This window comes from Mitsuaria sp. MSU3D (genome assembly GCF_056867975.1).
In genome coordinates this window covers 138,673-162,257 of the sequence record NZ_CP200314.1, presented here as the reverse complement: position 1 = coordinate 162,257, position 23,585 = coordinate 138,673, and the positions used below count along the sequence as shown (strand labels likewise).

At 68.4% G+C, this 23,585-nt stretch carries 21 protein-coding genes and 3 tRNA genes; 5 read left to right on the top strand and 19 right to left on the bottom strand.

What is annotated here, in order from left to right; all coding sequences use genetic code 11:
* Window positions 1-5 precede the first annotated feature (5 nt).
* The 10 genes from fdxH to tolB all read right to left on the bottom strand — a co-directional run bounded on the left by fdxH (window position 6) and on the right by tolB (window position 10,037).
* Entirely contained in the window at window positions 6-986 is a 981-nt protein-coding gene (gene fdxH, locus AC1VNM_RS00715; protein WP_483105514.1) for a formate dehydrogenase subunit beta, read from the bottom strand.
* A gap of 12 nt (window positions 987-998) precedes the next feature.
* Entirely contained in the window at window positions 999-4,067 is a 3,069-nt protein-coding gene (fdnG, locus tag AC1VNM_RS00710) for a formate dehydrogenase-N subunit alpha (protein ID WP_483105513.1), read from the bottom strand.
* 345 nt (window positions 4,068-4,412) lie between these two features.
* Window positions 4,413-5,516 carry an iron-sulfur cluster carrier protein ApbC gene (gene apbC, locus AC1VNM_RS00705; RefSeq protein ID WP_483105512.1) on the bottom strand — a complete coding sequence of 368 codons (1,104 nt, stop codon included), beginning with the start codon at window positions 5,514-5,516 and terminating at the stop codon, window positions 4,413-4,415.
* A 170-nt stretch (window positions 5,517-5,686) separates the two neighbouring features.
* Window positions 5,687-5,762 (bottom strand) — tRNA-Lys (locus AC1VNM_RS00700).
* 177 nt (window positions 5,763-5,939) lie between these two features.
* Window positions 5,940-6,015, bottom strand: a tRNA-Lys gene (locus tag AC1VNM_RS00695).
* Between the two features lie 34 nt (window positions 6,016-6,049).
* Window positions 6,050-6,125: transfer RNA gene (locus AC1VNM_RS00690), tRNA-Lys, on the bottom strand.
* A 100-nt stretch (window positions 6,126-6,225) separates the two neighbouring features.
* The gene (locus AC1VNM_RS00685; RefSeq protein WP_377156628.1) at window positions 6,226-7,038 is read right to left on the bottom strand and encodes a tRNA threonylcarbamoyladenosine dehydratase; all 813 of its coding nucleotides are present in this window, start codon (window positions 7,036-7,038) and stop codon (window positions 6,226-6,228) included.
* Window positions 7,039-7,084: 46 nt separating this feature from the next.
* Window positions 7,085-7,894: a tol-pal system protein YbgF gene (gene ybgF, locus AC1VNM_RS00680; RefSeq protein ID WP_377156630.1), complete on the bottom strand. Its 810-nt coding sequence runs from the start codon at window positions 7,892-7,894 to the stop codon at window positions 7,085-7,087.
* A gap of 9 nt (window positions 7,895-7,903) precedes the next feature.
* Window positions 7,904-8,437: a peptidoglycan-associated lipoprotein Pal gene (gene pal, locus AC1VNM_RS00675; protein WP_377156631.1), complete on the bottom strand. Its 534-nt coding sequence runs from the start codon at window positions 8,435-8,437 to the stop codon at window positions 7,904-7,906.
* Between the two features lie 274 nt (window positions 8,438-8,711).
* Complete coding sequence (tolB, locus tag AC1VNM_RS00670; RefSeq protein ID WP_483105511.1) at window positions 8,712-10,037, bottom strand: Tol-Pal system beta propeller repeat protein TolB; 1,326 nt, start codon at window positions 10,035-10,037, stop codon at window positions 8,712-8,714.
* 249 nt (window positions 10,038-10,286) lie between these two features.
* Here tolB and AC1VNM_RS00665 point away from each other — a divergent pair, with 249 nt between their 5' ends.
* Both AC1VNM_RS00665 and AC1VNM_RS00660 read left to right on the top strand, forming a co-directional pair.
* On the top strand, window positions 10,287-11,126 hold the full coding sequence (locus AC1VNM_RS00665; protein ID WP_483105510.1) for a type 2 periplasmic-binding domain-containing protein: 840 nt from the start codon (window positions 10,287-10,289) through the stop codon (window positions 11,124-11,126).
* Window positions 11,123-11,725, top strand: coding sequence for a hypothetical protein (locus tag AC1VNM_RS00660; protein ID WP_377156635.1), 603 nt, complete (start codon window positions 11,123-11,125; stop codon window positions 11,723-11,725). The genes AC1VNM_RS00665 and AC1VNM_RS00660 overlap by 4 nt, the downstream gene beginning before the upstream one ends.
* Here the strand turns inward: AC1VNM_RS00660 and rng are convergent.
* From rng to AC1VNM_RS00615, 9 genes are all read right to left on the bottom strand, one after another.
* A complete protein-coding gene (gene rng / locus AC1VNM_RS00655) occupies window positions 11,704-13,197 on the bottom strand; it encodes a ribonuclease G (protein ID WP_483105509.1) in 1,494 nt (497 codons plus the stop codon). The genes AC1VNM_RS00660 and rng overlap by 22 nt on opposite strands.
* 127 nt (window positions 13,198-13,324) lie before the next feature.
* The gene (locus tag AC1VNM_RS00650) at window positions 13,325-13,945 is read right to left on the bottom strand and encodes a Maf family protein (protein ID WP_483105508.1); all 621 of its coding nucleotides are present in this window, start codon (window positions 13,943-13,945) and stop codon (window positions 13,325-13,327) included.
* Window positions 13,946-14,041: 96 nt separating this feature from the next.
* Window positions 14,042-14,512: a 23S rRNA (pseudouridine(1915)-N(3))-methyltransferase RlmH gene (rlmH, locus tag AC1VNM_RS00645; protein WP_483105507.1), complete on the bottom strand. Its 471-nt coding sequence runs from the start codon at window positions 14,510-14,512 to the stop codon at window positions 14,042-14,044.
* A 4-nt stretch (window positions 14,513-14,516) separates the two neighbouring features.
* Window positions 14,517-15,476, bottom strand: coding sequence for a ribosome silencing factor (rsfS, locus tag AC1VNM_RS00640; RefSeq protein ID WP_483105506.1), 960 nt, complete (start codon window positions 15,474-15,476; stop codon window positions 14,517-14,519).
* A complete protein-coding gene (gene nadD / locus AC1VNM_RS00635; RefSeq protein ID WP_483105505.1) occupies window positions 15,477-16,142 on the bottom strand; it encodes a nicotinate (nicotinamide) nucleotide adenylyltransferase in 666 nt (221 codons plus the stop codon). It abuts the gene before it with no gap.
* Window positions 16,143-16,152: 10 nt separating this feature from the next.
* Complete coding sequence (gene hemF, locus AC1VNM_RS00630; RefSeq protein ID WP_377156646.1) at window positions 16,153-17,088, bottom strand: oxygen-dependent coproporphyrinogen oxidase; 936 nt, start codon at window positions 17,086-17,088, stop codon at window positions 16,153-16,155.
* Window positions 17,085-17,783 (bottom strand): 1-acyl-sn-glycerol-3-phosphate acyltransferase, encoded by a 699-nt coding sequence (locus AC1VNM_RS00625; protein WP_483105504.1) that lies wholly within the window; start codon window positions 17,781-17,783, stop codon window positions 17,085-17,087. The genes hemF and AC1VNM_RS00625 overlap by 4 nt, the downstream gene beginning before the upstream one ends.
* Before the next feature lie 6 nt (window positions 17,784-17,789).
* Window positions 17,790-19,073 carry a phosphoribosylamine--glycine ligase gene (gene purD / locus AC1VNM_RS00620; RefSeq protein ID WP_431102314.1) on the bottom strand — a complete coding sequence of 428 codons (1,284 nt, stop codon included), beginning with the start codon at window positions 19,071-19,073 and terminating at the stop codon, window positions 17,790-17,792.
* Window positions 19,070-19,795, bottom strand: coding sequence for a YebC/PmpR family DNA-binding transcriptional regulator (locus AC1VNM_RS00615; RefSeq protein WP_377156647.1), 726 nt, complete (start codon window positions 19,793-19,795; stop codon window positions 19,070-19,072). The genes purD and AC1VNM_RS00615 overlap by 4 nt, the downstream gene beginning before the upstream one ends.
* A 105-nt stretch (window positions 19,796-19,900) precedes the next feature.
* Here AC1VNM_RS00615 and AC1VNM_RS00610 point away from each other — a divergent pair, with 105 nt between their 5' ends.
* The 3 genes from AC1VNM_RS00610 to AC1VNM_RS00600 all read left to right on the top strand — a co-directional run bounded on the left by AC1VNM_RS00610 (window position 19,901) and on the right by AC1VNM_RS00600 (window position 23,555).
* Window positions 19,901-21,526 (top strand): helicase HerA-like C-terminal domain-containing protein, encoded by a 1,626-nt coding sequence (locus AC1VNM_RS00610; RefSeq protein ID WP_483105503.1) that lies wholly within the window; start codon window positions 19,901-19,903, stop codon window positions 21,524-21,526.
* A gap of 272 nt (window positions 21,527-21,798) precedes the next feature.
* Complete coding sequence (locus tag AC1VNM_RS00605; RefSeq protein ID WP_483105502.1) at window positions 21,799-22,317, top strand: DUF6622 family protein; 519 nt, start codon at window positions 21,799-21,801, stop codon at window positions 22,315-22,317.
* Window positions 22,318-22,367: 50 nt separating this feature from the next.
* Window positions 22,368-23,555, top strand: a complete 1,188-nt coding sequence (locus AC1VNM_RS00600) for a sensor histidine kinase (protein ID WP_483105501.1) — start codon at window positions 22,368-22,370, stop codon at window positions 23,553-23,555.
* Window positions 23,556-23,585 lie beyond the last annotated feature (30 nt).

Sequence of the window (23,585 nt, the reverse complement as noted above, 5' to 3'; positions counted from 1 at the left end):
GTGGGTCAGAGGCCGCCGCTGGGCGGGGTGTACGTCGAACGCCGCGGCTCACCGCCCGGCGCGCCGTCGGGGCCTTCGCCATGCTTGGCGCGTTCGTAGGCCAGTTCCTCTTCGGGATCCGGCTCGTCGTGCTCCGTCTTCTGCGGACCGACCTTCATGTAATGGAAGAAGCCCGCCACCGCCGCGCCGACCATCGCGGCGACCGCCAGCGGCTTGGCCGCGCCCTTCCACAAGGACACCAGCGGACTGATCTGCGGATCCTTCGGCAGCCCGTGATAGAGCGTCGGCTGGTCCGCATGCTGCAGCACGTACATCACGTGCGTGCCGCCGACGCCCTGCGGGTCGTACACACCGGCGTTCTGGTAGCCGCGCTCCTTCAGGTCGACGATGCGTTCGGCGGCGAACTCGTGCATGTCCTCCTTCGAGCCGAAACGGATCGCCCCCGTCGGGCAGGCCTTCACGCAGGCGGGTTCCAGGCCCACGCCGACGCGGTCCGAGCACAGGCTGCACTTGTAGGCCTTGTTGTCGGCCTTGCTGATGCGCGGCACGTCGAACGGACAGCCGGTCACGCAGTTGCCGCAGCCGACGCAGTGCTCGGAGATGAAGTCGACGATGCCGTTCTGGTACTTCACGATCGCGCCCGGCGCGGGGCAGGCCTTCAGGCAGCCGGGGTCCTCGCAGTGCATGCAGCCGTCCTTGCGGATCAGCCACTCCAGCTTGTTCTCGACGACCTCCACTTCCGAGAAGCGCATCACCGTCCACGACTGCGGGGTCAGGTCGCGCGGGTTGTCGTAGGTGCCGTGGGTCTCGCCGACGTCGTCGCGCAGGTCGTTCCACTGCATGCAGGCGACCTGGCAGGCCTTGCAGCCGATGCACGAGGAGACGTCGATCAGCTTGGCGACTTCCGTCGTCGTGCGCCGCGCGTCGGGGCTGGGCAGCGTCGTCGCGGAGCGCTTGGCGATGTCGAGGGATTGCAATGAAGACATGGCTGAGGCTCCTCAAGCTTTCTCGATGTTGACGGTGAAGCTCTTGAACTCCGGCGTCTGGGTATTCGCGTCGCCCACGAACGGGGTCAGCGTATTGACCAGATAACCGGGCTTGGCCACGCCGACGAAGCCCCAGTGATTCGGCAGGCCCACGGTGTGGACCCGCTTGCCGCCGACATCGAGCGATGCCACGCGCTTGGTCACCACCGCCACGGCCTTGATGAAGCCGCGGTTGGAACTGACCTTCACCTGGTCGCCGTTGCCGATGCCCTTCTCCTTCGCGAGTTCCTCGCCGATCTCCACGAACTGCTGCGGCTGGATGATCGCGCTCGTGCGCACGTTCTTGGTCCAGTAGTGGAAGTGCTCGGTGAGCCGGTAGCTGGTCGCCACGTAGGGGAACTTGTCCGGCTTGCCGAACTGCTCGCGGTCGGCCTTGAACACCCGGCCGGCCGGGTTGTTCATCGCCTTGGCGTTGGTCGGGTGCATCGGGTTGACCGTCAGCGGCGACTCGAAGGGCTCGTAGTGCTCCGGCAGCGGGCCGTCGACCATGCCGCTGGGCGCGAACAGGCGCGCCACGCCCTCGGCGGTCATGATGAAGGGCCGCACCGCGTCCTCGTCATTGGGGTTGGCGTCCGGCCGGATGTCCGGCACGTCGGAGCCGCCCCATTTGTCGGTGTAGCTGATCAGTCGCCGCTTCGGATTCCACGGCTTGCCGCTCGGGTCGCAGGACGCGGCGTTGTAGAGCACGCGCCGGTTCGCCGGCCAGGCCCAGGCCCAGTTCAGCGTCTGGCCGATGCCCCACGGGTCGCTGTTGTCGCGCCGGGCCATCTGGTTGCCCGCCTGCGTCCACGCGCCGGCGTAGATCCAGCAGCCGCTGGAGGTCGTGCCGTCGTCGCGCAGCAGGCCGAAGCCGGAGAGCTGCTCGCCCGCCTTCGCCAGGACCTTGGTCGGGTCCTTCGGATCGGTCACGTCGGCCAGCGCCTTGCCGTTGAACTCCATCGCCAGCTCCTCGGCCGAGGGGCTGTGCGGGATCTTGTACGGCCAGCTCAGGTTGACGATCGGATCCGGATACGCACCGCCGTCCTTCTGGTACAGCGCGCGCAGGCGCAGGAAGATCTCCGCGATGATCTCCGCGTCGCCCTTGGCCTCGCCCGGGGGCTCGGCGCCCTTCCAGTGCCACTGCAGCCAGCGTCCGGAGTTGGTCAGCGAGCCGTCCTCCTCCGCGAAGCAGGTGCTCGGGAAGCGGAACACCACGGTCTGGATCTCTTCCGTCTTCACGTCGTTGTGCTCGCCGTAGTTCTTCCAGAACTCGGCGGTCTCCGTGTTGAGCGGATCGATGATCGCGAGGAACTTCAGCTTGGACAGGCTCTCGACCACCTTCTTCTTGTTGGGGAAGGAGCCCACCGGGTTGAAGCCCTGGCAGATGTAGCCGTTGACCTTGCCCTGGTGCATCAGCTCGAAGGCCTGCAGCACGTCGTAGCCCTTGTCCCACTTCGGCAGGTAGTGATAGGCCCAGTCGTTCTCCTTGGTCGCGGCCTTGCCCCACCACGCCTTCTGCTGGCTGACGAAGAACTTCGGATAGTTCTGCCAGAAGCTCATCTGGTTGGGACGCAGCGGCTTGAGCGCGCGGGTCTTGTAGTAGGTCTCGAGGTCCTGCTCGGAGTCCTTGGCCAGCGACATGTAGCCCGTCAGCGAGGTCGACAGCAGGCCCAGGTCGGTGAGGCCCTGGATGTTGCTGTGGCCGCGCAGCGCGTTCATGCCGCCGCCGGGCTGGCCGATGTTGCCCAGCAGCAGTTGCACCAGCGCGCCGGTGCGGATGATCTGCGAGCCCTGGCTGTGCTGCGTCCAGCCCAGCGCGTACAGGATCGTCATCACCTTGCCGGGGGCCGAGGTCTCGCCGATCTGGCGGCAGATCTCGACGAACCGGTCCTTGGGCGTGCCGGTGATCTCGCTGACCTTCTCGGGCGTGTAGCGCGAGAAATGCTGCTTCATGACGTTGAGCACGCAGCGCGGGTGCTGCATCGTCATGTCGACCTTGGCGAAGCCCTTCTCGTCCATCTCATAGGCCCACGACGCGTTGTTGTAGGCGCGCTTGGCCTCGTCGTAGCCCGAGAAGATGCCATCCTCGAACTTGTAGCCCTCACCGACGATGAAGGGGGCGTTCGTGTAGTGCCGGACGTACTCGGTCTGGATCTTGTTGTTGCTCAGCAGGTAGTGGATGACGCCGCCCAGGAAGGCGATGTCGGACCCCGCGCGGATCGGCGCGTAGTAGTCGCTCATCGCGGCCGAGCGCGTGAAGCGCGGGTCGACGACGATCAGCCGGGCCTTGTTGTGATGCTTGGCCTCGATCACCCACTTGAAGCCGCAGGGATGCGCCTCGGCGGCATTGCCGCCCATGATCAGCACGAGATCGGCGTTCTTGATGTCCACCCAGTGGTTGGTCATCGCGCCGCGTCCGAACGTCGGGGCCAGACTGGCCACCGTCGGTCCGTGTCAAACGCGGGCCTGGTTGTCGAACGCGAGCATCCCCGTCGAGCGCATCGCCTTGTGGGTGATGTAGCCCGACTCGTTCGAGGATGCCGAAGCGCAGATCATGCCGGTCGAGAGCCAGCGGTTGACCGTCTTCCCGTCGGCGTTGCTGGCGATGAAGTTGGCGTCGCGGTCGGCCTTGAGCAGCTTCACGAAGCGGTTCATCGCCTCGTCCCAGCTGACGCGCTTCCACTCCTTGGCGCCGGCCTCGCGGATCTCCGGGTACTTCAGCCGGTTGGGGCTGTGGACGAAGTCCAGCAGGCCCGCGCCCTTCGGGCACAAGGTGCCGCGATTGACCGGATGATCGGGGTCGCCCTCGATGTGGATGATCTCGGAACTGACGTTCTTCGCCTTGTCCCCGAGCGAGTACATGATGATCCCGCAACCGACCGAGCAGTAGGGGCAGGTGTTGCGGGTCTCGGTCGCCCGGGCGAGCTTGAACTGGCGCGTCTCGGCCAGTGCGGCAGTCGGAGAGAACCCCAACGCCACGAGGCTCGAGCCCATCACGGCCGCCCCGCTCACCCGGAAGAAGTGCCTCCGGTTCATGTCCATCTTGTGCCTCCTGGGCTCGGCCTCCGCTCACGAAGACCGACCTGGGTGAAATGCACGGCCGTCACGCGGCCCGTTCGAGCATTTCGGCACAAAGCTCCCGCTTTGTCCAATGGGGACTCACCCTCTGACGCGAGGGAGAACCGCAGGGCGCACCGCGATAGGCGATGGGATTTTCTGACGGTCCGGTTTGTGCGTTGCAGCGACCGAGCGGCCCGCCGCGCAGGCCGGTGCCCCTCTGCGCTCAATCTCCTCCTCGCCGCTCGGAATTCGCTCCGAGGGGCACCGGCCTGCGCGGCTCCCGTTGCAGTGCAGCACTGCGTGGAGGGACCGCCGCGGGCGGTGGGGTCAGGTGTTTTTCGAGATGGTGATCGTCGGGAATTTCGATGAGTAGTCCTTGGCCTGGCCGGCCAGCTTCACCGCGATCTTGCGCGCGATCTGCTTGTAGGCCTGGGCGTGCGGGCCGTCGGGCTCCGCGACGACCGTCGGCTTGCCGCTGTCGGCCTGCTCGCGGATGGACAGCGCCAGCGGCAGGGAGCCGAGCAGCTCCTGCGAGTACTGCTCCGCCATGCGCTGGCCACCGCCGCTGCCGAAGATGTGCTCGGCATGGCCGCACTGGCTGCAGATGTGGATGGCCATGTTCTCGACGATGCCCAGGATCGGCACGCCGACCTTCTCGAACATCTTCAGACCCTTCTTCGCATCGATCAGCGCGATGTCCTGCGGTGTGGTCACGATCACCGAGCCGCTCACCGGCACGCGCTGCGACAAGGTCAGCTGGATGTCGCCGGTGCCCGGCGGCATGTCGATCACGAGGTAGTCCAGATCGCGCCAGCGCGTCTGGCGCAGCAGCTGATCCAGCGCCTGCGTCGCCATCGGACCGCGCCAGACCATCGCCTGGTCGTCCTCGACCAGGAAACCGATCGACATCAGTTGCAGGCCATGCGATTCCAGCGGCTCCATCGTCTGGCCGTCGGTGCTCTCCGGACGCCCATGGATGCCCAGCATCAGCGGCAGGCTGGGGCCGTAGATGTCCGCATCGAGCAGGCCGACGGTCGCGCCTTCGGCCGAGAGCGCCAGCGCCAGGTTGGCGGCCGTCGTGCTCTTGCCGACGCCGCCCTTGCCGGACGCCACCGCGATGATGTTCTTCACCCCCGGCAGCAGTTGCACGCCGCGCTGGACGGCGTGGGCGGTGATCCTGGTCGTCACGCCGACGCTGACGTTGCCGACGCCCGGCACCGACCGCGCCGCCTCGACCAGCGCCGCGCGCAGCGCATCGATCTGGCTGGCGGCGGGATAGCCCAGCTCGACGTCGAAGCTGACCGCGTCGCCCTGCACCTTGAGGTTGCGGAGTTGCTTCGTGGAGACGAAATCGCGACCGGTGTTGGGATCGACGACCTGCTGCAGGGCCTGCAGCAGCGGCGCTTCTTGAATCTGGGGAGCTTGGGACATGGGCGAAGGTGATCGTGGCGATCAGAGGAATGTCGACGGGCAGTCTAGCCGAGCGGCCAAAACCCGATACTCGAAGGCGGATGCCGGAATCAGTTTCCGGCGCACTTTCCGGGCACATCCGGCGCAGAAAAGGAAAAAGGGGTTGCAGCACTGCTGCAACCCCTTTGTTCTGGTGGGCCCTGAAGGATTCGAACCTTCGACCAACGGATTAAGAGTCCGCTGCTCTACCAACTGAGCTAAGAGCCCGAAATTCTCTTTGTCTTCTTGTCGTCCTGCAGGTTTCTATCGAAACTTGCGAAGCCGAGATTATGTCAGATATTTTGTCCTCGTCACACCAAATCCCCTCTGACATCGTCTCGTCGTCCGTGAATCGCACGCAACATCCTGCGCGTCTTTCACTCTGACGATCCGACAAGGATCGGTTGGTGGGCCCTGAAGGATTCGAACCTTCGACCAACGGATTAAGAGTCCGCTGCTCTACCAACTGAGCTAAGAGCCCCCGAGAACAATCAACTGACTGCCATCTGAAACGATGGTGGGTCGTGCAGGATTCGAACCTGCGACCAACGGATTAAAAGTCCGCTGCTCTACCGACTGAGCTAACGACCCGAAGCCTGCACGCCTAAGCCTGCTTCAAGCAGTGAAAGCCGAGTTGCCCCGACCTCCGCTGCATCGCTTCGAGGTGTTCGCCCCTCAGCAGAGCCTCACATTATAGGACGGTTTTTTGGGGTCGCGCAAGCGCCTTCAGATACCGTTTCACCAGCTCCGCCGCCGCGACCATGCCGAAGCCGGCAGTGACCGCGACACTCGATCCATACCCATGGCAATTCAGGTTGCCATCCAGGTCGCAGGCATCGACGCCTTCCGGCCGCGTCACCGGCTCTCGCGAGAACACGCAGGTCACGCCCATCGCGCCCTGGCGCGGCGCGGCGTGGAACTTGCGCAACCGCTGACGCAGGTTGGCCAGCAGCGGATCATGGGTGGTCTCGGACAGGTCCAGGATCTCGACGTCCTGCGGCCGGTGCTTGCCGCCGGCGGCGCCGATGCAGATCTGGGGGAGCTTGAGCGCCCTCGCCCACGCCGCGATCTGCGCCTTGGCGCGGACCTGGTCGCAGGCATCGACGATGCCGTCGACCTGCACGTCGCCGAGCAGCGAGGGCCAGTTCTTGTCGTCGACGAAGTCCTCGATGGTGACGACCTCGCAGCCCGGGTGGATGTCCGCGATGCGCTGCTTCAGCGCTTCCGCCTTGGCCATGCCCAGCGTGCTGCCGAGCGCCTGCACCTGGCGGTTGATGTTGGATTCGGCGACATGGTCGAGGTCGACCAGCACCAGTCGCGCCACCCCCATGCGGGCCAGCGCCTCGACGACCCAGGAGCCCACGCCGCCCAGCCCCACGACGCAGAAACGCGCCGCGCGCAGCCGCGCGTAGTCCCGCTCACCGTGCAGACGGCGCAGACCGCCGAAGCGGCGCTCCGCGTCCGCTTCCAGATCGAGGGGGCCGTGCCCGGTCTCCAGACTCAAGATCGTTGCGCGCCGGAGCGCGTCCTCAGCAGGTCGGCAAAGCGGTTCAGCGCAGTCCCGCAGCGCGTTCCTTGGCGGCCTTCGCGGCCTCGCTGCCGGGGTAGGCCTTCTGCAGGTCTTCCAGCGTCTTGCGGGCGCTCTTGGTGTCCTTGAGCTCGATCTGGCAGTTGGCGATCGCCAGCAGGCTCTCGGCCGCGCGCGGATGGTCCGGATTCGCGGCGACGAAGGCCTTGAAGGTCGCGATCGCGCCCTTGTAGTCGCGCTTGCCGTATTGCGCGTTGCCCAGCCAGAAGCGCACCGAGTCGGAGAAACCGCTCGCCGGGAAACGCTGCAGGAAGGACGTGAAGGCGGACACCGCCTCGTTGAAGTCGCCGCGGCGGATCAGGCCCATCGCGGCATCGAACTGGCGCTTCTCTTCCGGATCGGCCTGGAATTCCTTGCCGTCCAGCGACACCTTCTGCGGCTCCAGCGGGCGCAGCCGGTTGTCGAGCGTGGCCGACTGGTCGGCCACCTTGCGCTGGGTTTCGGACAGGTCGCGCGCCAGCTGTTCGTTCTGGCCGCGCATCTTGGCCAGGTCCGACTTCAGCGCCTCGATCTGTCCGGACAGGTCCAGCAGACCGCGTCGCGCGGTCTCGAGCTGGCCCTGCAGCTCCGTGACACGGGCACGCTGCGCGTCCTCGTTCTGCGCCATCTTGGTCCGCAGGTCGAGGATGGCCTTGCGGGCCTCGTCGTCCTCGAACAGCGCCGCCCGCGCGGGGCCGGCGGCGCTCAGCGCCATCAGCACGCCGATCAGCGCGGCCTTGGCCGCCGACACCGGCGCGAAGGGGAAGGAACGATGGAATCGCAGCATGCTCATGTCACCGGATCACTTGTCGCGCAGTTCGACGCGACGGTTCTTGGCCCACGCCTCTTCGTTGTGGCCGGTGTCGGTCGGACGCTCCTTGCCGAAGCTCACCGCCTCGACCTGGCCCGAGGACACGCCCAGCAGCGTCAGCGACTTGGCGACGGCTTCGGCACGCTTCTGGCCCAGGGCCAGGTTGTATTCGCGGCCGCCGCGCTCGTCGGCGTGGCCTTCGAGGCTCAGCTGCAGCGCCTTCTTGTTGTTCAGGCGCTTGGCGTGGTTCTCGATCAGGCTGCGGTACTCGTCCTTGACGACGAAGCTGTCGAAGTCGAAGAACACGACGCGCTGGTTGGACACGGCGGCGTCCAGCTGGGCACCCAGGTCGACGGTCTCGACCTTGCGTTGCGCGTTGGCGTTCGGGTCGACCTGCGGGCCGCTCGGCTGCGTCACGACCGGGGTCTTGTTCTCGACCGGGGCCGGTTCATCCAGCTTGGTCGAGCTGCAGGCGGACAGGGCTGCCGCGGCCACCAGGCCAAGCATCAGTTTTTCGAGTTTCATGGGCATACGCTCCTAGAGGTCAAGCGGGCGGGAGTTACGGTCTGGACATGGCGGTGGACAGCGCCGCCGGTGAAGCCGCGGGGAACAGCAATTGTGAATCATCGGCTAACACATCCGTGGGGCCGGCATGCCGGCGCGGAGGGGTCGTCGAATCGTCGCGATCACGCTTCGCACGGGATGGGCGAAGCGCGACGCCAACGTAGGCAATCCATGTGCCCGGCGTTGCGAAATGCGTCGATTTCCCGGACGTGCGAGCGCTCGGCACCGGAGGTCCTCAGTTGCCGAAGGGGCCCCACGCGGGTTCCCGGATGTCCGAGACGCCCGGCGTGGCCAGCTTCGCCTTGACCTTGCCGTCGAGCGTCGTCGTCATCAGGACGTCGCGGCCGCCGGCGCGTGTCGCGTAGACGATCAGCTTGCCGTTCGGGGCGAAGCTGGGGCTCTCGTCGTCGCTCGTGTCGGTGATCTGCTGGACCTGGCCGCCGCCGAGGTCCATCACGCACAGCTTGAAGGTGCCGCCGCCCACGCGCGTGACATAGGCCATCGTGCGGCCGTCGGGGCTGATGGACGGGCTGATGTTGTAGTTGCCGCTGAAGGTGACCCGCTCCGCGTTGCCGCCGCCGGCCGGCATGCGGTAGATCTGCGGCGCGCCGCCGCGGTCGCTGACGAAGTAGATCTGCGCGCCGTCGGGCGAGAAGGTCGCCTCGGTGTCGATGGCCGAGGTCTGCGTCAGGCGCTTCGCGCCCGAGCCGTCCTTGTTGATCAGGTACAGCTGCGAGCCGCCTTCGCGCGAGAGCGTGACCACCAGTTGCTGGCCGTTCGGCGAATACGAGGGCGCGCTGTTGGTGCCGCGGAAGTCCGCGACCTTGCGGCGCTTGCCGGTGCGCAGGTCCTGGATCCAGACCACCGCCTTGCGCGACTCGAAGCTGACGTAGGCGACCTCGTTGCCGTCCGGCGACCAGGCCGGCGAAATGATCGCCTCGGGGCTGTTGAGCACGGTCTGCTCGCCCTCGCCGTCCGCGTCGGCGACGCGCAGCGAGTAGCGCGGGCCGGCCTTGTTCACGTAGACCAGCCGCGTGGCGAAGACGCCGCGCTCGCCGGTGAGCTTCTGGTAGATCGTGTCGGCGATCTTGTGCGCCGCCAGGCGCAGGTCGCCGGCGACGACGGGGACGCTCTCGCTGCCCAGGTCCGTGCCCTTGACGACGTCCCACAGGCGGTAGCGCACGTCGAAACGGCCGTCGGCCAGGCGCGTCGCGGAACCGGCCGCCAGCGCGTCGGCGGCGCGCGCGCGCCAGTCGACGAACTGGGGTTGGGAGGTCTCGCTCATGCCGGCCTGGCCGGGCACGATGCTGAACTGGCCGCTGCGCTCGAGGTCGGCGCGGATGATCGCCGCCAGGGGCTGGCCGGTGGCCGATTCGTTGTTGAAGTCGCTGATCGCGATCGGCAGCCGGGTGGCGCCGACACCGGCGATCTCGACCCGGAACTGCGCGAGCGCCGGCATCGCCAGCCCTGCGGCCATGCCGCCGAGCAGTCCACGGCGCGTCAGCGCGCCGATGCCGGGAGGAAGAAGAGCGGAAGGGGTGGCAATCGTCTTGGTGCTCATCGGCTTGCGGAACGAATGGAGGCCTGATTGTGCCCGAGGCCTGAACGGGTGTTTCGGATCGGCGAGGTTACAAAGGGCAAGGCCCTCGGCAAGCAGCGCGCCACCCTGCATGGACAAGTTGGCCGACTACTCGAACCAGTTGATTTCAACGGCGCGTTCCATCAATTGCAGTCATGGCGTCGGATCCGGCCTTTTCCCAGAATCACTTCTTTCGCCCGCGCGCCCCGGCGCGACCACCGAAAGGAAGTCATGTCCCTGCCGCCCTCCGTCCATCGCCCGCCCGCCTGGTCCTGGTGGTCGTTCGTCGGCCGCCTGCTTCTGCCGCGCATGGGCGGCACGGTCCAGGCGTGGCTGATCGCCATCGTGTGCCTGGTGTGCATCGGGCTCTACCGGGCCGTACTGGCCCAGACGCCGCCCCCCGCCACGGACACCCGTGAAGGGTCGTTGACGCTGGTGATCCCGTTCAGTGCCGGCAGCGGACCGGACCATGTCGCGCGCACGATGGCGCTGGTCTGGCGCGAGCGTTCAGGGGAGCAGGTGCTGGTACGCAATCTCCCGGACCGCCAGGGCTACGTCGCGTCGCGCCAGGTGGCGAGCGCGCCACCCGACGGACGGATGCTGCTGCTGACCTGCAGCACCTTGCTGGAGCGCCCCGCGCGCCTGGCCGACGACCCGTTCCAGCCCCCGACCGCTTCGGCGGAGGACTTCACCCCGATCGCGCGTGTCGGCCAGCTCCCGTTCGTCACCGTGTTCCCGCCGCGCATGTTCGGTCGATGGCTGACGCCGCTGTCGACGCCGCCGTCCCTGGCCGGCGTGGCCAGCGCCCTCCCCGCGTCGATCGCCGATCCCCGGTTCGCGGCCGGTGCGGCACTGGCCGATCCGCCGGATCGTGCGGATTTCGACGACCTCGACATGCGCGACGTGCCGGCCTGGAACGCGTTGCTCGCACCGCCGCGACTGCCCGGTGCACTCGCGGCCCGGTTGCGCACGGTCTGGGGGCAGGTCGTGTCCGATGCCCGCGTGCGCCTCGCGCTGGCGCAGAGCGGCACGGAACTGTGGGAACGGATCCCCAAGGAGTCCTCGCGATGACCGGCATTTCCTTCAAGCACGTCGTGGCGGCGACCGCGCACTTCCACCGGCTGGTCCGCGCCCGGCTGGTGATCGAGGACGGCCTCGCCCACGCGCAGACGCAGATCCTCGGCGCCGCACGGCTGGCGGGTCTGCTGATGTTCCGCAGCTTCCGCGTCGACATCGCCACGCTCGCGCCGGGCATGCGACTGCCGTCGGAAGAGGCCGAGCTTCACGGTGCCCGGCTGCGGGAGGTCCTGCTGGCGACCTTGCAGCAGCTCGGCCATGCGCTCCACCTCGACGAGGTCGATCATCACTGCAAGAGCGCGGCACTGTCCCGGCTGGCGTTCGTCGAAGTGCACGAGCGCCTCACCCTGCCGGTGCTGGCGTACCTGGAGCAGTCGCCGATGAGCGTGCGCGATGCGGCGGTGGCCGCGGCCACCGCGACCGCCGGCGTGATCCATGACCATGCGCCCGCGATGCCCGCGTACCAGGCCACGGCGCTCGCGCTCCACGGCTTCGAGGAAGGCTTGACGACCGTGCCCTGGCCGCTGGCGTCGACCTGCGCCGCCGCGATCTTCGGCCGGCCCTCCCGGGCCTACATCAGCACGATGTCGTAGTGCTCGGTCTGGTTCGTCGGCTCGGCGGTCAGCGAGATCGGCTTGCCGATGAAGTCCGACAGCCCGGCCAGATGCTGGTTCTCCTCGTCGAGCAGCATCTCGACGACGTTGGCCGCCGCCACCACGCGGAACTCCTTCGGATTGAACTGGCGCGACTCGCGCAGGATCTCCCGCAGGATCTCGTAGCAGATGCTGCGGGCGGTCTTGACCTGGCCGCGGGCCTCGCAGGTCGGGCACGGCTCGCAGAGCATGCGGGCCAGCGACTCGCGCGTGCGCTTGCGCGTCAGCTCGACCAGCCCCAGCTGCGTGAAGCCGCCGATCGTGACCTTGGTGCGATCACGGCTGAGCTGCTTGCGGAACTCCTGCAGCACCGCGGTCTTGTGCTCCTCGCGGGTCATGTCGATGAAGTCGACGATGATGATCCCGCCCAGGTTGCGCAGCCGCAGCTGGCGCGCAATGGCGCCCGCCGCCTCGAGGTTGGTCTTGAAGATCGTGTCGTCGAAATTGCGCGCGCCGACGAAGCCGCCGGTGTTGACGTCGATCGTCGTCATCGCCTCGGTCTGGTCGATGATCAGGTAACCGCCTGACTTCAGGTCCACGCGCCGCGCCAGCGCGCGGGCGATCTCCGCATCGATGTTGTTGAGGTCGAAGATCGGGCGCTCGCCGCGATACAGCTCCAGCTTGGCGGTCGCCGTCGGCATGTAGGTCTCGCCGAACTGGCGCACCACGTCGTACTGGAGCTTGGCGTCGATCCGGATCGAATTGGTCCGGTCGCTGGCCAGGTCGCGCAGCACGCGCTCGACCAGGCTCAGGTCCTGGAACAGCAGGCTGCCGGGCGGCAGGCTCAAGGACTTCTCGCGGATCGAGTTCCAGGTCTTGCGCAGGTAACCGATGTCCGCGCCGAGTTCCTCGTCGCTGGCCTCCTCGGCGTTGGTCCGCAGGATGAAGCCGCCCGTGTTGCCGTCCTGCACGCCGGCCGAGACCAGCGTCTGCATGCGCGCCCGCAACGCGTCGCGCGCCTCGGGCGAACCGATCTTCTGAGAGATGCCGATGTGGTTGTCCTGCGGCAGGTGCACGAGCAGCCGGCCGGCGATCGAGATCTGCGTCGACAGCCGCGCGCCCTTGGTGCCGATCGGGTCCTTGATGACCTGCACGGTCAAGGCCTGGCCCTCGTAGACCTGGCGCTCGATCGGCACGGCCTGGGTGCCGTCCCCGTGCGCGCCGTGATGGCCGCGGGGATTCACGCCGTTCAGGTGCAGGTCCGCGACATGCAGGAAGGCCGCCCGCTCCAGCCCGATGTCGATGAAGGCGGACTGCATGCCCGGCAGCACCCGCGCGACCTTGCCGAGATAGACGTTGCCGACGAGGCCGCGTTCCAGCGTCCGTTCGATGTGCAGTTCCTGCACGGCCCCGTTCTCGACCACAGCCACCCGCGTCTCCTGCGGGGTCCAGTTGATCAGGATGTCTTCCATGTTCTTGTACTCCAGCGCTCTCGTCAGCCTCGGGGCTGGCGGCAACGCTCGAGTCGCCTTACGGAAAGCTTTGTCGGTCCAGGGTCCGCTCTTGATGCTTCGTCAGGCTCCGCGCCGCGCTCCGGTCTCAGACAACGACACCGGCCTCCCGCAACAGCTGAGCCGTTTCGAACAACGGCAGGCCCATGATGCCCGAATAACTGCCGGCGATGTGTTCGATCCAGGCGGCGGCCTGACTTTGTATCGCATAGGCGCCGGCCTTGCCCATGGGTTCGCCGGAAGCCACATAGGCGCGCAGGCGCTCGTCGCCGATCTCGGCGAAACGCACCAGCGACACGTTGACCGCGCTCAGCACGCGGCCGTCCGGCGTGCCGATGGCGACGGCCGTCAGCACGCGGTGCTCGCGGCCGGACAGGCTGGCCAGCATGGCCGACGCATGCGCGGCGTCGTCGGGCTTGCCGAGGAGGCGATCGCCGATCGCCACCGTCGTGTCCGAACACAGCACCGGCGCCTGCGGCAAGCCGCGGCGTTCGCGGCGTTGCAGCGCAGCATCGAGCTTGGCCGCGGTGACGCGGCTCACGTAGGCGTCGGGCGATTCGCCGTCGATCACGGCCTCGAGCGCTTCGGCATCTTCCTCGGCGCCGGGCAGCAGCAGTTCATGGCGGATGCCGATCTGTTCCAGCAGTTGCCGGCGGCGCGGGCTCTGGGACGCCAGGTAGACGAAGTCGGGCGAAGGGACGGCAGTCATGTCGTGGCGCTGAAGCGTTGCGGAGGCGATGGCGTGTCGAAGTGGGATCGAGGCCGATCGGCGAGGCGGATCCTCGGAACGGCTCACTCGCGGCGATCATTCGCGGTGGTAAGGATGCCCTTCCATGACGGACCAGGCCCGGTAGAGGCCCTCGGCCAGCAGCACGCGGACGAAGGCGTGCGGCAGCGTCAGGTCGGACAGGCGCAGCTTCTCGTCGGCGCGCGACTTGATGCTGGCGTCGAGCCCGTCCGGGCCGCCGATGAAGATCGCGACGTCGCGCCCGTCGCCGCGCCAGGTCTCGAGCCGCTGCGCGAGCTGCTTCGAGGTGACGCGCTCGCCGTGCTCGTCGAGCACCACGCGCCTGGCGCCCTTGGGGCAGGCGGCGTCGAGGCGCTGGGCCTCGGCCGCCATCAGCTGCTCGGTCGACTTGCCGGTGGTGCGCGGTTCCGCCTTCACCGCCTTGAGCTCCAGCCGCATCTCGGGCGGGAAGCGCTTGGCGAAATCCTCATAGGCCTCATCGGCCCAGGCCGGCATCTTCTGGCCGACCGCGCACAACACCAGGCGCACGGGGTCAGGCCTTGGCCTTGGACTTCGTGCCGGTCTTCACCGTCGTCTTCTTGGCGGCGGGCTTGGACACCGACTTGGCCGCCGGTTTCGCCGCCGGCTTTCTCGCCGCGGCCGCCGGCTTGGCGGCGGCGACCTTGGGCGAGACCTTCTTCGTCGCCGGCTTCTTGCTGCCGACCTTCACCGTCTCGACCGGCGCCTTGGTGGCGGCGGGCTTGCGGGCGGTCTTGGCGGCAGGCTTGGCCGCGGCCGCGGTGGTCTTGATGCTCGTCTTCTTGGCGGCAGGCTTGCCAGCCGGCTTGGCGGACTTGGTCGCGGCGGACTTCGCCGGCGCGGCCTTCGTCGCCGACTTCGCGGCGGCGGACTTCGTGCCGGTCGCGCGCGTCGGGGCCTTCTTGGACGCGGCGCCGATCGCCTCGCCGTCGACGGACTTGAGCTTGGTGGACTTCTTGTCGGCCTTCTCAGCCTTCTCGGCCTTCTCAGCCTTCTCGGCCTTCTTGTCGGCCTTCTTGTCCGCGCCCTTGTCAGCCTTGTCGGCCTTCTTGGCGGAGGACTTCTTCGCCTTCGGCGCGTCGTCCTCGTCGTCCATCGGCTCGGACGCCTTCACCAGCTTCGTGCCGCTGTTGCCCAGCTTGAGCTTCACCGGCTTGCCGCCCCAGATCTCTTCCAGGTGGTAGTACTGGCGGATCGCCGGCTGCATCAGGTGGACCACGGCGGCGCCGCAGTCGACGATGATCCATTCGCCGTTGTCCTCGCCCTCGGTGCGCATGACCTGCATGCCGCGTTTCTTGACCGTCTCGCGCACGCTGGAGGCCAGCGCCTTGGTCTGCCGGTTGCTCGTGCCCGAGGCGATGATCACGCGCTCGAACAGCGGCGACAGGCGCTCGGTGTCGAAGACCAGGATGTCCTGGCCCTTCACATCCTCAAGACCATCGACGATGGCACGTTCCAGTTTCTTGATGTCCATTCAGTTCTCACTGTAGAGACGGTGCCGGGCAATATAACCCGCCACCTCGTCGCCCACCACGGGCCCTACGTCAGCGCCCTCGGCCGCCAGTCGGCGGGCCTCGGTGGATGACCATTCCAGCGCCGGCATCGTCAGCCGGACCAGCCGATGCGGCCGTTCCAGCAGCGCCGCCGGCGCCTGTACCTTGTCCTGCGCGCGGGCCGCGACTGCCAGCCCCATGCGCTCGACCAGTTCCTCCCAGCCGTTCCAGCTTGGGAAGCCGGCCAACTGGTCCTGCCCGAGGATCAGCCAGAGCGCGTCGTCGGGGCGCTCCTGCTGATACTCGCGCACCGAGTCGAGCGTGTAGCTCGGCCCGGCGCGTGTCATCTCGCGATCGTCGAGGACGAAGCGCGGATCCCCGCCCGCCCCCGCGATCGTCAACCGCACCATCTCGGCGCGGTCCGCGGCGTCCGCCATCTGGCGGCCCGACTTCTGCCACGGTCGCCCGGCGACGATCCAGCGGACCTCGTCCAGCGCCAGCTGGTCGAGCGCCGCATGCGCCAGCGCCAGGTGCGCGCGGTGCACCGGATCGAAGGACCCGCCGAACCATCCGACCTGCCGTGCCCGGTCCGGGCGGTCCGGGTGGTTCAAGCCGTTCGAGGGCCCCTCGGCAGCGCTGTCGCTCACTCGCGTCCCTTCAGAACCACAGGTGCGTCGGCACTTCGTCCGCCCAGTCGCGGGGGCGGAGGAAGTCGCTGTAGAGCTTCGCCTCGGGCGAGCCTGCCTCCGGCTGCCAGTCGTAGCGCCAGCGCGCCACCGGCGGCATCGACATCAGGATGGACTCGGTGCGCCCGCCCGACTGCAGCCCGAACAGCGTGCCGCGGTCGAAGACCAGGTTGAACTCGACGTAACGTCCGCGCCGGTATTCCTGGAAGTCGCGCTCGCGTTCGCCGTAGGCCAGGCCGTGCCGACGATCGACGATCGGCTCGTAGGCGGGCAGGAACGCGTCGCCGACGGATTGGACCATGCCGAACGCCTTTTCGACGCCGCCCTCGGCGAAATCGTCGAAGAAGATGCCGCCGACGCCGCGCGGCTCGTTGCGATGCTTCAGGTGGAAGTACTCGTCGCACCACTGCTTGAAGCGCGGATAAAGCGCGTCGCCGTGCGGCTCCAGCGCCGCGCGGCAGGTGCGATGGAAATGCTGCGCGTCGCGCTCGAAGCCGTAGTACGGCGTCAGGTCCATGCCGCCGCCGAACCAGATGACCGGCTCGCGGTCGGGCGGCAGCGCCGCGAACATGCGCACGTTCATGTGGACCGTCGGCACGAACGGGTTGTGGGGGTGCAGCACCAGCGACACGCCCATCGCCTCGAACGGCGCGCCGGCGAGCTCGGGCCGATGCGCCGTCGCCGACGGCGGCAGCACGCGGCCGCGCACATGCGAGAAGTTGACGCCGCCGCGTTCGAACACGGCGCCGTTCTCGATCAGGCGCACCAGGCCGTCGCCTTCGAGGCGGCCGCCGGGCTCGCGCTGCCAGGCGTCGGTGATGAAGTCCTGACCGTCCAGACGCTCCAGCGTCGTGACGATCCGCTGCTGCAGACCGAGCAGGTAATCGCGCACCAGTTGCGTATTCATCGGGGATCTCCGTCCTTGGCGGCTTCGGGGTGGAATGCGGGGTGGGCGGCTGGGGGGGACGCCGGTCGGGGGTCAGTCTTCAACCGGATCGCTCCGGCGTTCCCGGGGTGCTTGCCCTGGCGGCCGCCCAGCACCTCGGCGAACAGCGCGAAGTCCTGCGCCGGATCGCCGCTGACCTCGACGAAGTCGGTGAACAGCACGCGCTTCGTCGAGAAGTCGAACGAGGCCAGCCCGACCGGCACGCCGGCCTGGACGGCGACGTGGTACGCGCCGGACTTCCAGTGATCGACATGGCCGCGCGTGCCCTCGGGCGCCACGATCAGCCAGAAGGAGTCGTCGCGCGCCTTGGCCTCGAGCATCTGCTGGACCGTGTCGGCGACCATGCCGTTGGCCGAGCGCCGGTTCACCGGCACGCCGCCGATCGCGCGCATCCAGCGGCCGACGACCGCCGGCTTGAACAGGCTGTCCTTGGCCCAGAACTTCAGCTGGAAGCCCAGGCTCCACTTCGTCAGCACGCCGACCGGGAAGTCCCAGTTCGACGTGTGCGGATAGACCATCACGACCCCCTGCTTCGCCGGCAGGCCGTCGCAGACGATGCGCCAGCCGAAGGCGCCCAGCACGGCGCGCGCCAGCGCGCTGCCGCCGGGCATCGGCGTCAGCGCGCCGGTCCATCGGCGGGGAGCGGAAGGGGCCACGTCAAGTCAGCGCTTGATGGCGCGATGGCCGATGTCCTGGCGGTACTGCTTGCCGTCGAACTGGATCGATTGCGCGGTCTGGTAGGCCAGCTGCTGCGCGTGGCGCACGGCCTCGCCCAGCGCCGTCACGCACAGCACGCGGCCGCCGCTGGTCACCAGCTGGCCGTCGTCCTGCATCGTGGTGCCGGCGTGGAAGACCATGGCCTCCTCGCCGTCCTCCGGAAGACCGGAGATCGCGTCGCCCTTGCGCGGCGACAGCGGATAACCGCTCGCGGCCATCACGACGCCCAGCGCCGCGCGGCGGTCCCACTGCAGCTCGACCTGGTCGAGCGTGCCGTCGGTCGCGTGCATCAGCACCTCGAACAGGTCGCTCTTGAGCCGCATCATGATCGGCTGCGTCTCGGGGTCGCCCATGCGGGTGTTGAACTCGACGGTGCGCGGCTGGCCGTGCGCGTCGATCATCAGCCCGGCGTACAGGAAGCCGGTGAACGGGGCGCCGTCGCGGGCCATGCCCTGGATCGTCGGCATGATGATCTCGTGCATCGCCTTGGCGTGGACGTTGGGCGTCACGACCGGCGCGGGCGAATACGCCCCCATGCCGCCGGTGTTCGGGCCCTGGTCGCCGTCGAGCAGGCGCTTGTGGTCCTGGCTGGTGGCCAGCGGCAGGACGTTGCGGCCGTCGCACAGCACGATGAAGCTGGCTTCCTCGCCTTCGAGGAACTGCTCGATGACGACGCGCGCGCCGCCTTCGTTGTGCACGACGCCGAGCTTGTTGTCCGCGAGGATCCAGTCGATCGCCTCATGCGCCTCGGCCAGCGTCATCGCGACGACCACGCCCTTGCCCGCCGCCAGGCCGTCGGCCTTGATGACGATCGGGGCACCCTGCGCGTCGACATAGGCATGCGCCTGGGTCGCGTCGCTGAAGGTCTCGTAGGCGGCGGTCGGGATGCCGTGGCGCTTCATGAACTCCTTGGCGAAGGCCTTGGAGCTCTCCAGCTGCGCGGCGGCCTTGGTCGGGCCGAAGATGCGCAGGCCGCGGGCGCGGAACTCGTCGACGACGCCGGCGGCCAGGAAGGCTTCCGGGCCGACGACCGTCAACGTGATCTTCTGCTCGATGGCGAAGTCGGCCAGCGCCTTCACGTCGGTGATCGGGACGTTCTTCAGCAGCGGGTCGCGCGCGGTGCCGCCGTTGCCGGGGGCCACGAAGACCTGGGTGACACGCTCGCCCTGCGCCAGCCGCCAGGCCAGCGCGTGTTCACGGCCACCATTGCCAAGGACCAGGACCTTCATTCGGACAGGCTCGCGTTGTTGTAGACGTCCTGGACGTCGTCCAGGTCCTCGATCACGTCCAGCAGCTTCTGCATGCGGGCGGCATCTTCGCCGGTCAGCTCGATGGTGTTCTCGGCGCGCATCGTGACTTCGGCGATCTCCGGCTTCAGGCCGGCGGCCTCGAGCGCGTTCTTGACGGCTTCGTAGTCGGCGGGCGCGGTCAGCACCTCGATGGCGCCGTCGTCGTCGGTCAGGACGTCCTCGGCGCCGGCTTCCAGCGCGACTTCCATGACCTTGTCCTCCGACGTGCCCGGCGCGAACACCAGCTGGCCGCAGTGCTTGAACTGGAAGGCCACCGAGCCTTCGGTGCCCAGGTTGCCGCCGTACTTGCTGAACGCGTGGCGGACTTCGGCCACGGTGCGGACGCGGTTGTCGGTCATGCAGTCCACGATGATCGCGGCGCCGCCGATGCCGTAGCCCTCGTAGCGGATTTCCTCGTAGGTCACGCCGTCGAGATTGCCGGTGGCCTTGTCGACGTTGCGCTTGATGTTGTCGGCCGGCATGTTGGCGGCCTTGGCCTTCTCGATGGCCAGGCGCAGGCGGGGATTCATCGCCACGTCGGCACCGCCGGCGCGGGCCGAGACGATGATTTCACGCGTCAGACGGGTCCAGACCTTGCCGCGCTTCTCGTCCTGGCGGCCCTTGCGGTGCTGGATGTTCGCCCATTTGGAATGCCCTGCCATGTCCTCGTTCTCCTGTGACGCGGCCTGGAACAAATTCTCCGGGCCGGCGCGGTGGTTGCTTCGTTAGACTGCGATTTTAGCTTTTTTGCCTCTGGAGACTTCCGCATGGCCGACCCGATCCTGCTGGCCCGCCACGGCGACATCGAGTGCCAGTTGTTGCCCGCGCTGGCCAACCGCCACGGTCTCATCACCGGCGCGACCGGCACCGGCAAGACGATCAGTCTGCAGAAACTGGCCGAATCGTTCAGCCAACTGGGCGTTCCGGTCTTCATGGCGGACGTCAAGGGCGACCTGACCGGCATCTCGCAGGCCGGCGCGCCGTCGGCCAAGCTGCTGGCGGTGCTGAAGGAACGCGGCTTCGAACCGCCGGCGCCCATCGCCTGCCCGACGACGCTGTGGGACGTGTTCGGTGAACAAGGCCATCCGGTGCGCGCGACGGTCTCCGACATGGGACCGCTGCTGCTGTCGCGGATGCTGGGGCTCAACGAGACCCAGGGCGGCGTGCTCCAGATGGTGTTCAAGATCGCCGACGACCACGGCCTGGCGCTGCTGGACCTGAAGGACCTGCGCGCGATGCTGCAGCACGTCGGTGACAACGCCAGCGAGTTCACGACCCAGTACGGCAACGTCTCCGCGGCCAGCGTGGGCGCGATCCAGCGCGGACTGCTGCAGATCGAGGCGCAGGGCGGCGACAAGTTCTTCGGCGAGCCGATGCTCGACATCCACGACTTCATGCAGACGTCGGATGGACTCGGGGTCATCAACATCCTGGCGGCCGACAAGCTGATGGCCGCGCCGCGGCTGTACGCGACCTTCCTGCTGTGGATGTTGTCGGAGCTGTTCGAGGCGCTGCCCGAGGTCGGCGACCTGGACAAGCCCAAGCTGGTGTTCTTCTTCGACGAGGCCCACCTGCTGTTCAAGGACGCGCCGGCGGCGCTGGTGGAGCGCATCGAGCTGGTGGTCCGGCTGGTGCGCTCGAAGGGCGTCGGCGTCTACTTCGTGACGCAGAACCCACTGGACATCCCCGACACGGTGCTGGGCCAGCTGGGCAACCGGGTGCAGCACGCGCTGCGCGCGTTCACGCCGCGCGACCAGAAGGCGGTCAAGGCGGCGGCGGACACGATGCGTCCGAAGCCGGGGCTGGACATCGCGATGGCGATCACCGAGCTGGGCGTCGGCGAGGCGCTGATCAGCCTGCTCGACGAGAAGGGCCGGCCCGCCATCACCGAGCGGGTGTTCGTGCTCCCGCCGGGCAGCCAGATCGGACCGATCACGCCGGAGCAGCGCAAGGCACTGATCGCCGGGTCGCTGGTCGCCGGCGTCTACGAGAAGCACGTCGACCGCGAGTCGGCGTATGAAAAGCTGACCGGCCGGGCCGCCACGTCCGCCGACGCGGCGCCGCAGCCGTCGCAGGCCGGCTCGCCGCGCGGTGGCGCCGGGGCCGGGTCGATGGCCGACGAGGCGGACCAGGCCTTGCGCCACGCGCCGACCACGGGCCGCGGCGGTTCGCCCGCCCCCGCACCCGCGCAGGACGACGGTGGCGGTCTGCTCGGCGGGCTGAAGGACGTGCTGTTCGGCAGCACCGGCCCGCGCGGCGGGCGTCACGAGGGGCTGGCGGAGACGGCGGCCAAGTCGGCGCTGCGCAGCATCGGTTCGTCGGTGGGTCGGGAGATCGTCCGGGGCGTGCTGGGCAGCCTGCTGGGCGGCGGATCGACCAAGCGTCGACGCTGAGAGCCCCGCTCCAGCGGTAGACCGCCCACCTGCCTCGAGCGGGGCGTAGGCCGCCGAGGTATGGGGCCCCCGCGGCCAGCGCGGAAACCCCACACCTCACCGTCCCCGACCACTGTCGCACTTCCCCGGATCTGCGACCGAGGACTTCGGGTGGCGACGTACGGAGGTCGTTCGCGCCGGTTTTCGGCGCTTCGTCGCCAGACGCTGGGCAAGGGAGCACCGTTTCGGGACAGTCGCGTCCATCGACAACGCCTGTTCCACCGGAGCCCGCCATGCACCCCACCCCGCTTCAGATCCTGTCCCACATCCCCGGCTTCGTCTGGGCGATCCTCGTGGTGATCCTGTACTTCGGCCTCAAGCAGAGCACCGCCACCGCGGTGCGCGCCAAGCGCCTGATCGTGCTGCCGGCGCTGTGGCTGGTGTTCGGCGCCTGGGGCGTGGAAAAGAGCTTCGGCCTGGACGGCCTGCCGGGTCTGGCCTGGCTGGGCGGAATCGTCGTCGGCGTGCTGGCGCTGCGCGCCCTGCGCTGGCCCGGCAACGTGCGCTACGACGCCGCCAGCCGCCGCTTCCTCGTCCCCGGCAGCTGGGTGCCGATGGGGCTGATGCTGGGCATCTTCGTCCTGAAGTTCGCCTCCGGCATGAGCCTGGCGCTGCACCCCGACTACGCCCACAACACCGCCTATGCGATCGGGTTCAGCGCCGCCTTCGGCCTGTTCAGCGGCGCCTTCCTGGGCCGGGCGATCAACATCCTGGGCCACCGTCCCCAGACGTCGGACGCGGTCGCTGCCTGAGTGCCGGCCTGAGTTCCGACCCTCGCCGCGATCGCCGACACTCCGACCCCATGAGCACCCTGCCCCTCTCCCCGCCCGTGCGCTGGATCGTCCGGCACGTGCTCATCGTGCTGACACTGACCCTGGTCATCTCCCTGGCGCTGACCATCGTGTTCAGCCAGCCCTTCGGCCCGACGCTGATCTACTGCTTCTTCATCTCGCTGTTCTGCGCCGCCAGCATCAACCTGCTGCGCTACGGCCTGGGCTGGATCCGCTGGCGGCTGCTGGACCGCTTCGGCCGCGCGCCGGCCGAGCCCTTCGACTGGCCGGGCTGGCCGCTGATGGTGCTGTGCCTGCTGCTGGGCACCGGCGTGGGCTACAGCCTGGGCGTGGAGGTCGGCAACATGGTGACCGGCCTGCAGGAGAAGAGTCTGCTCTCCAGCCCCTTGCGTCGCGTGCTGAGCGTGATGGTGATCGCGCTGATCCCCGGCTTCGGCGCGACGCTGTTCTTCCTGTCCCGCCATCGCATCGCCGCCGCCGAGGCACGCGCCGAGACGCTGCGCCGCCAGGCCGCCGAGACCCAGCTGCGGCTGCTCGAATCGCAGCTCGAGCCGCACATGCTGTTCAACACGCTGGCCAACCTGCGCGTGTTGATCGGAATGGACGCGGACCGGGCGCAGGCGATGCTGGACCACCTGATCGCCTTCCTGCGCGCGACGCTGTCGGCCTCCCGCGCCGAACGCCATCCGCTGAAGGAGGAGTTCGCCCGTCTGGCCGACTACCTGGCGCTGATGCAGGTCCGGATGGGGTCGCGGCTGCGCTTCGAGTTCGACCTGCCCGAGGCCCTGCGCGAGGTGCCGGTGCCGCCGCTGCTGCTGCAGCCGCTGGTGGAGAACGCGATCAAGCACGGCTTGGAGCCGCACGTCGGCGGCGGCACGCTGCGCGTGCGGGCGGTCGAGGCCGAGGGTCAGTTGTTGCTCGACGTCGAGGACGACGGCGCGGGCTTCGACGCCGCGGCGGCGCGGTCGCCGGAGGGCGGCTTCGGCACGGTGCAGGTGCGCGACCGGCTGGCCGTCGCCTGCGGGCCGCAGGCGCGGCTGGAGCTGTCGCGGCTGGACCTGTCCCGCCCGGCGGGCGGCGGCACGCGGGCGAGGATCCGCATGCCGCTGCCCTCGCCCGCGCCCGCGCCCGCATCCGGGTCTGCATCCGGGTCCGCCTCGGAATCGGCGTCCAGGCCCGGCCCCTGCGTCACGCGCTGAATCGATCCGTCCCTTCTGGAGGAAACATCC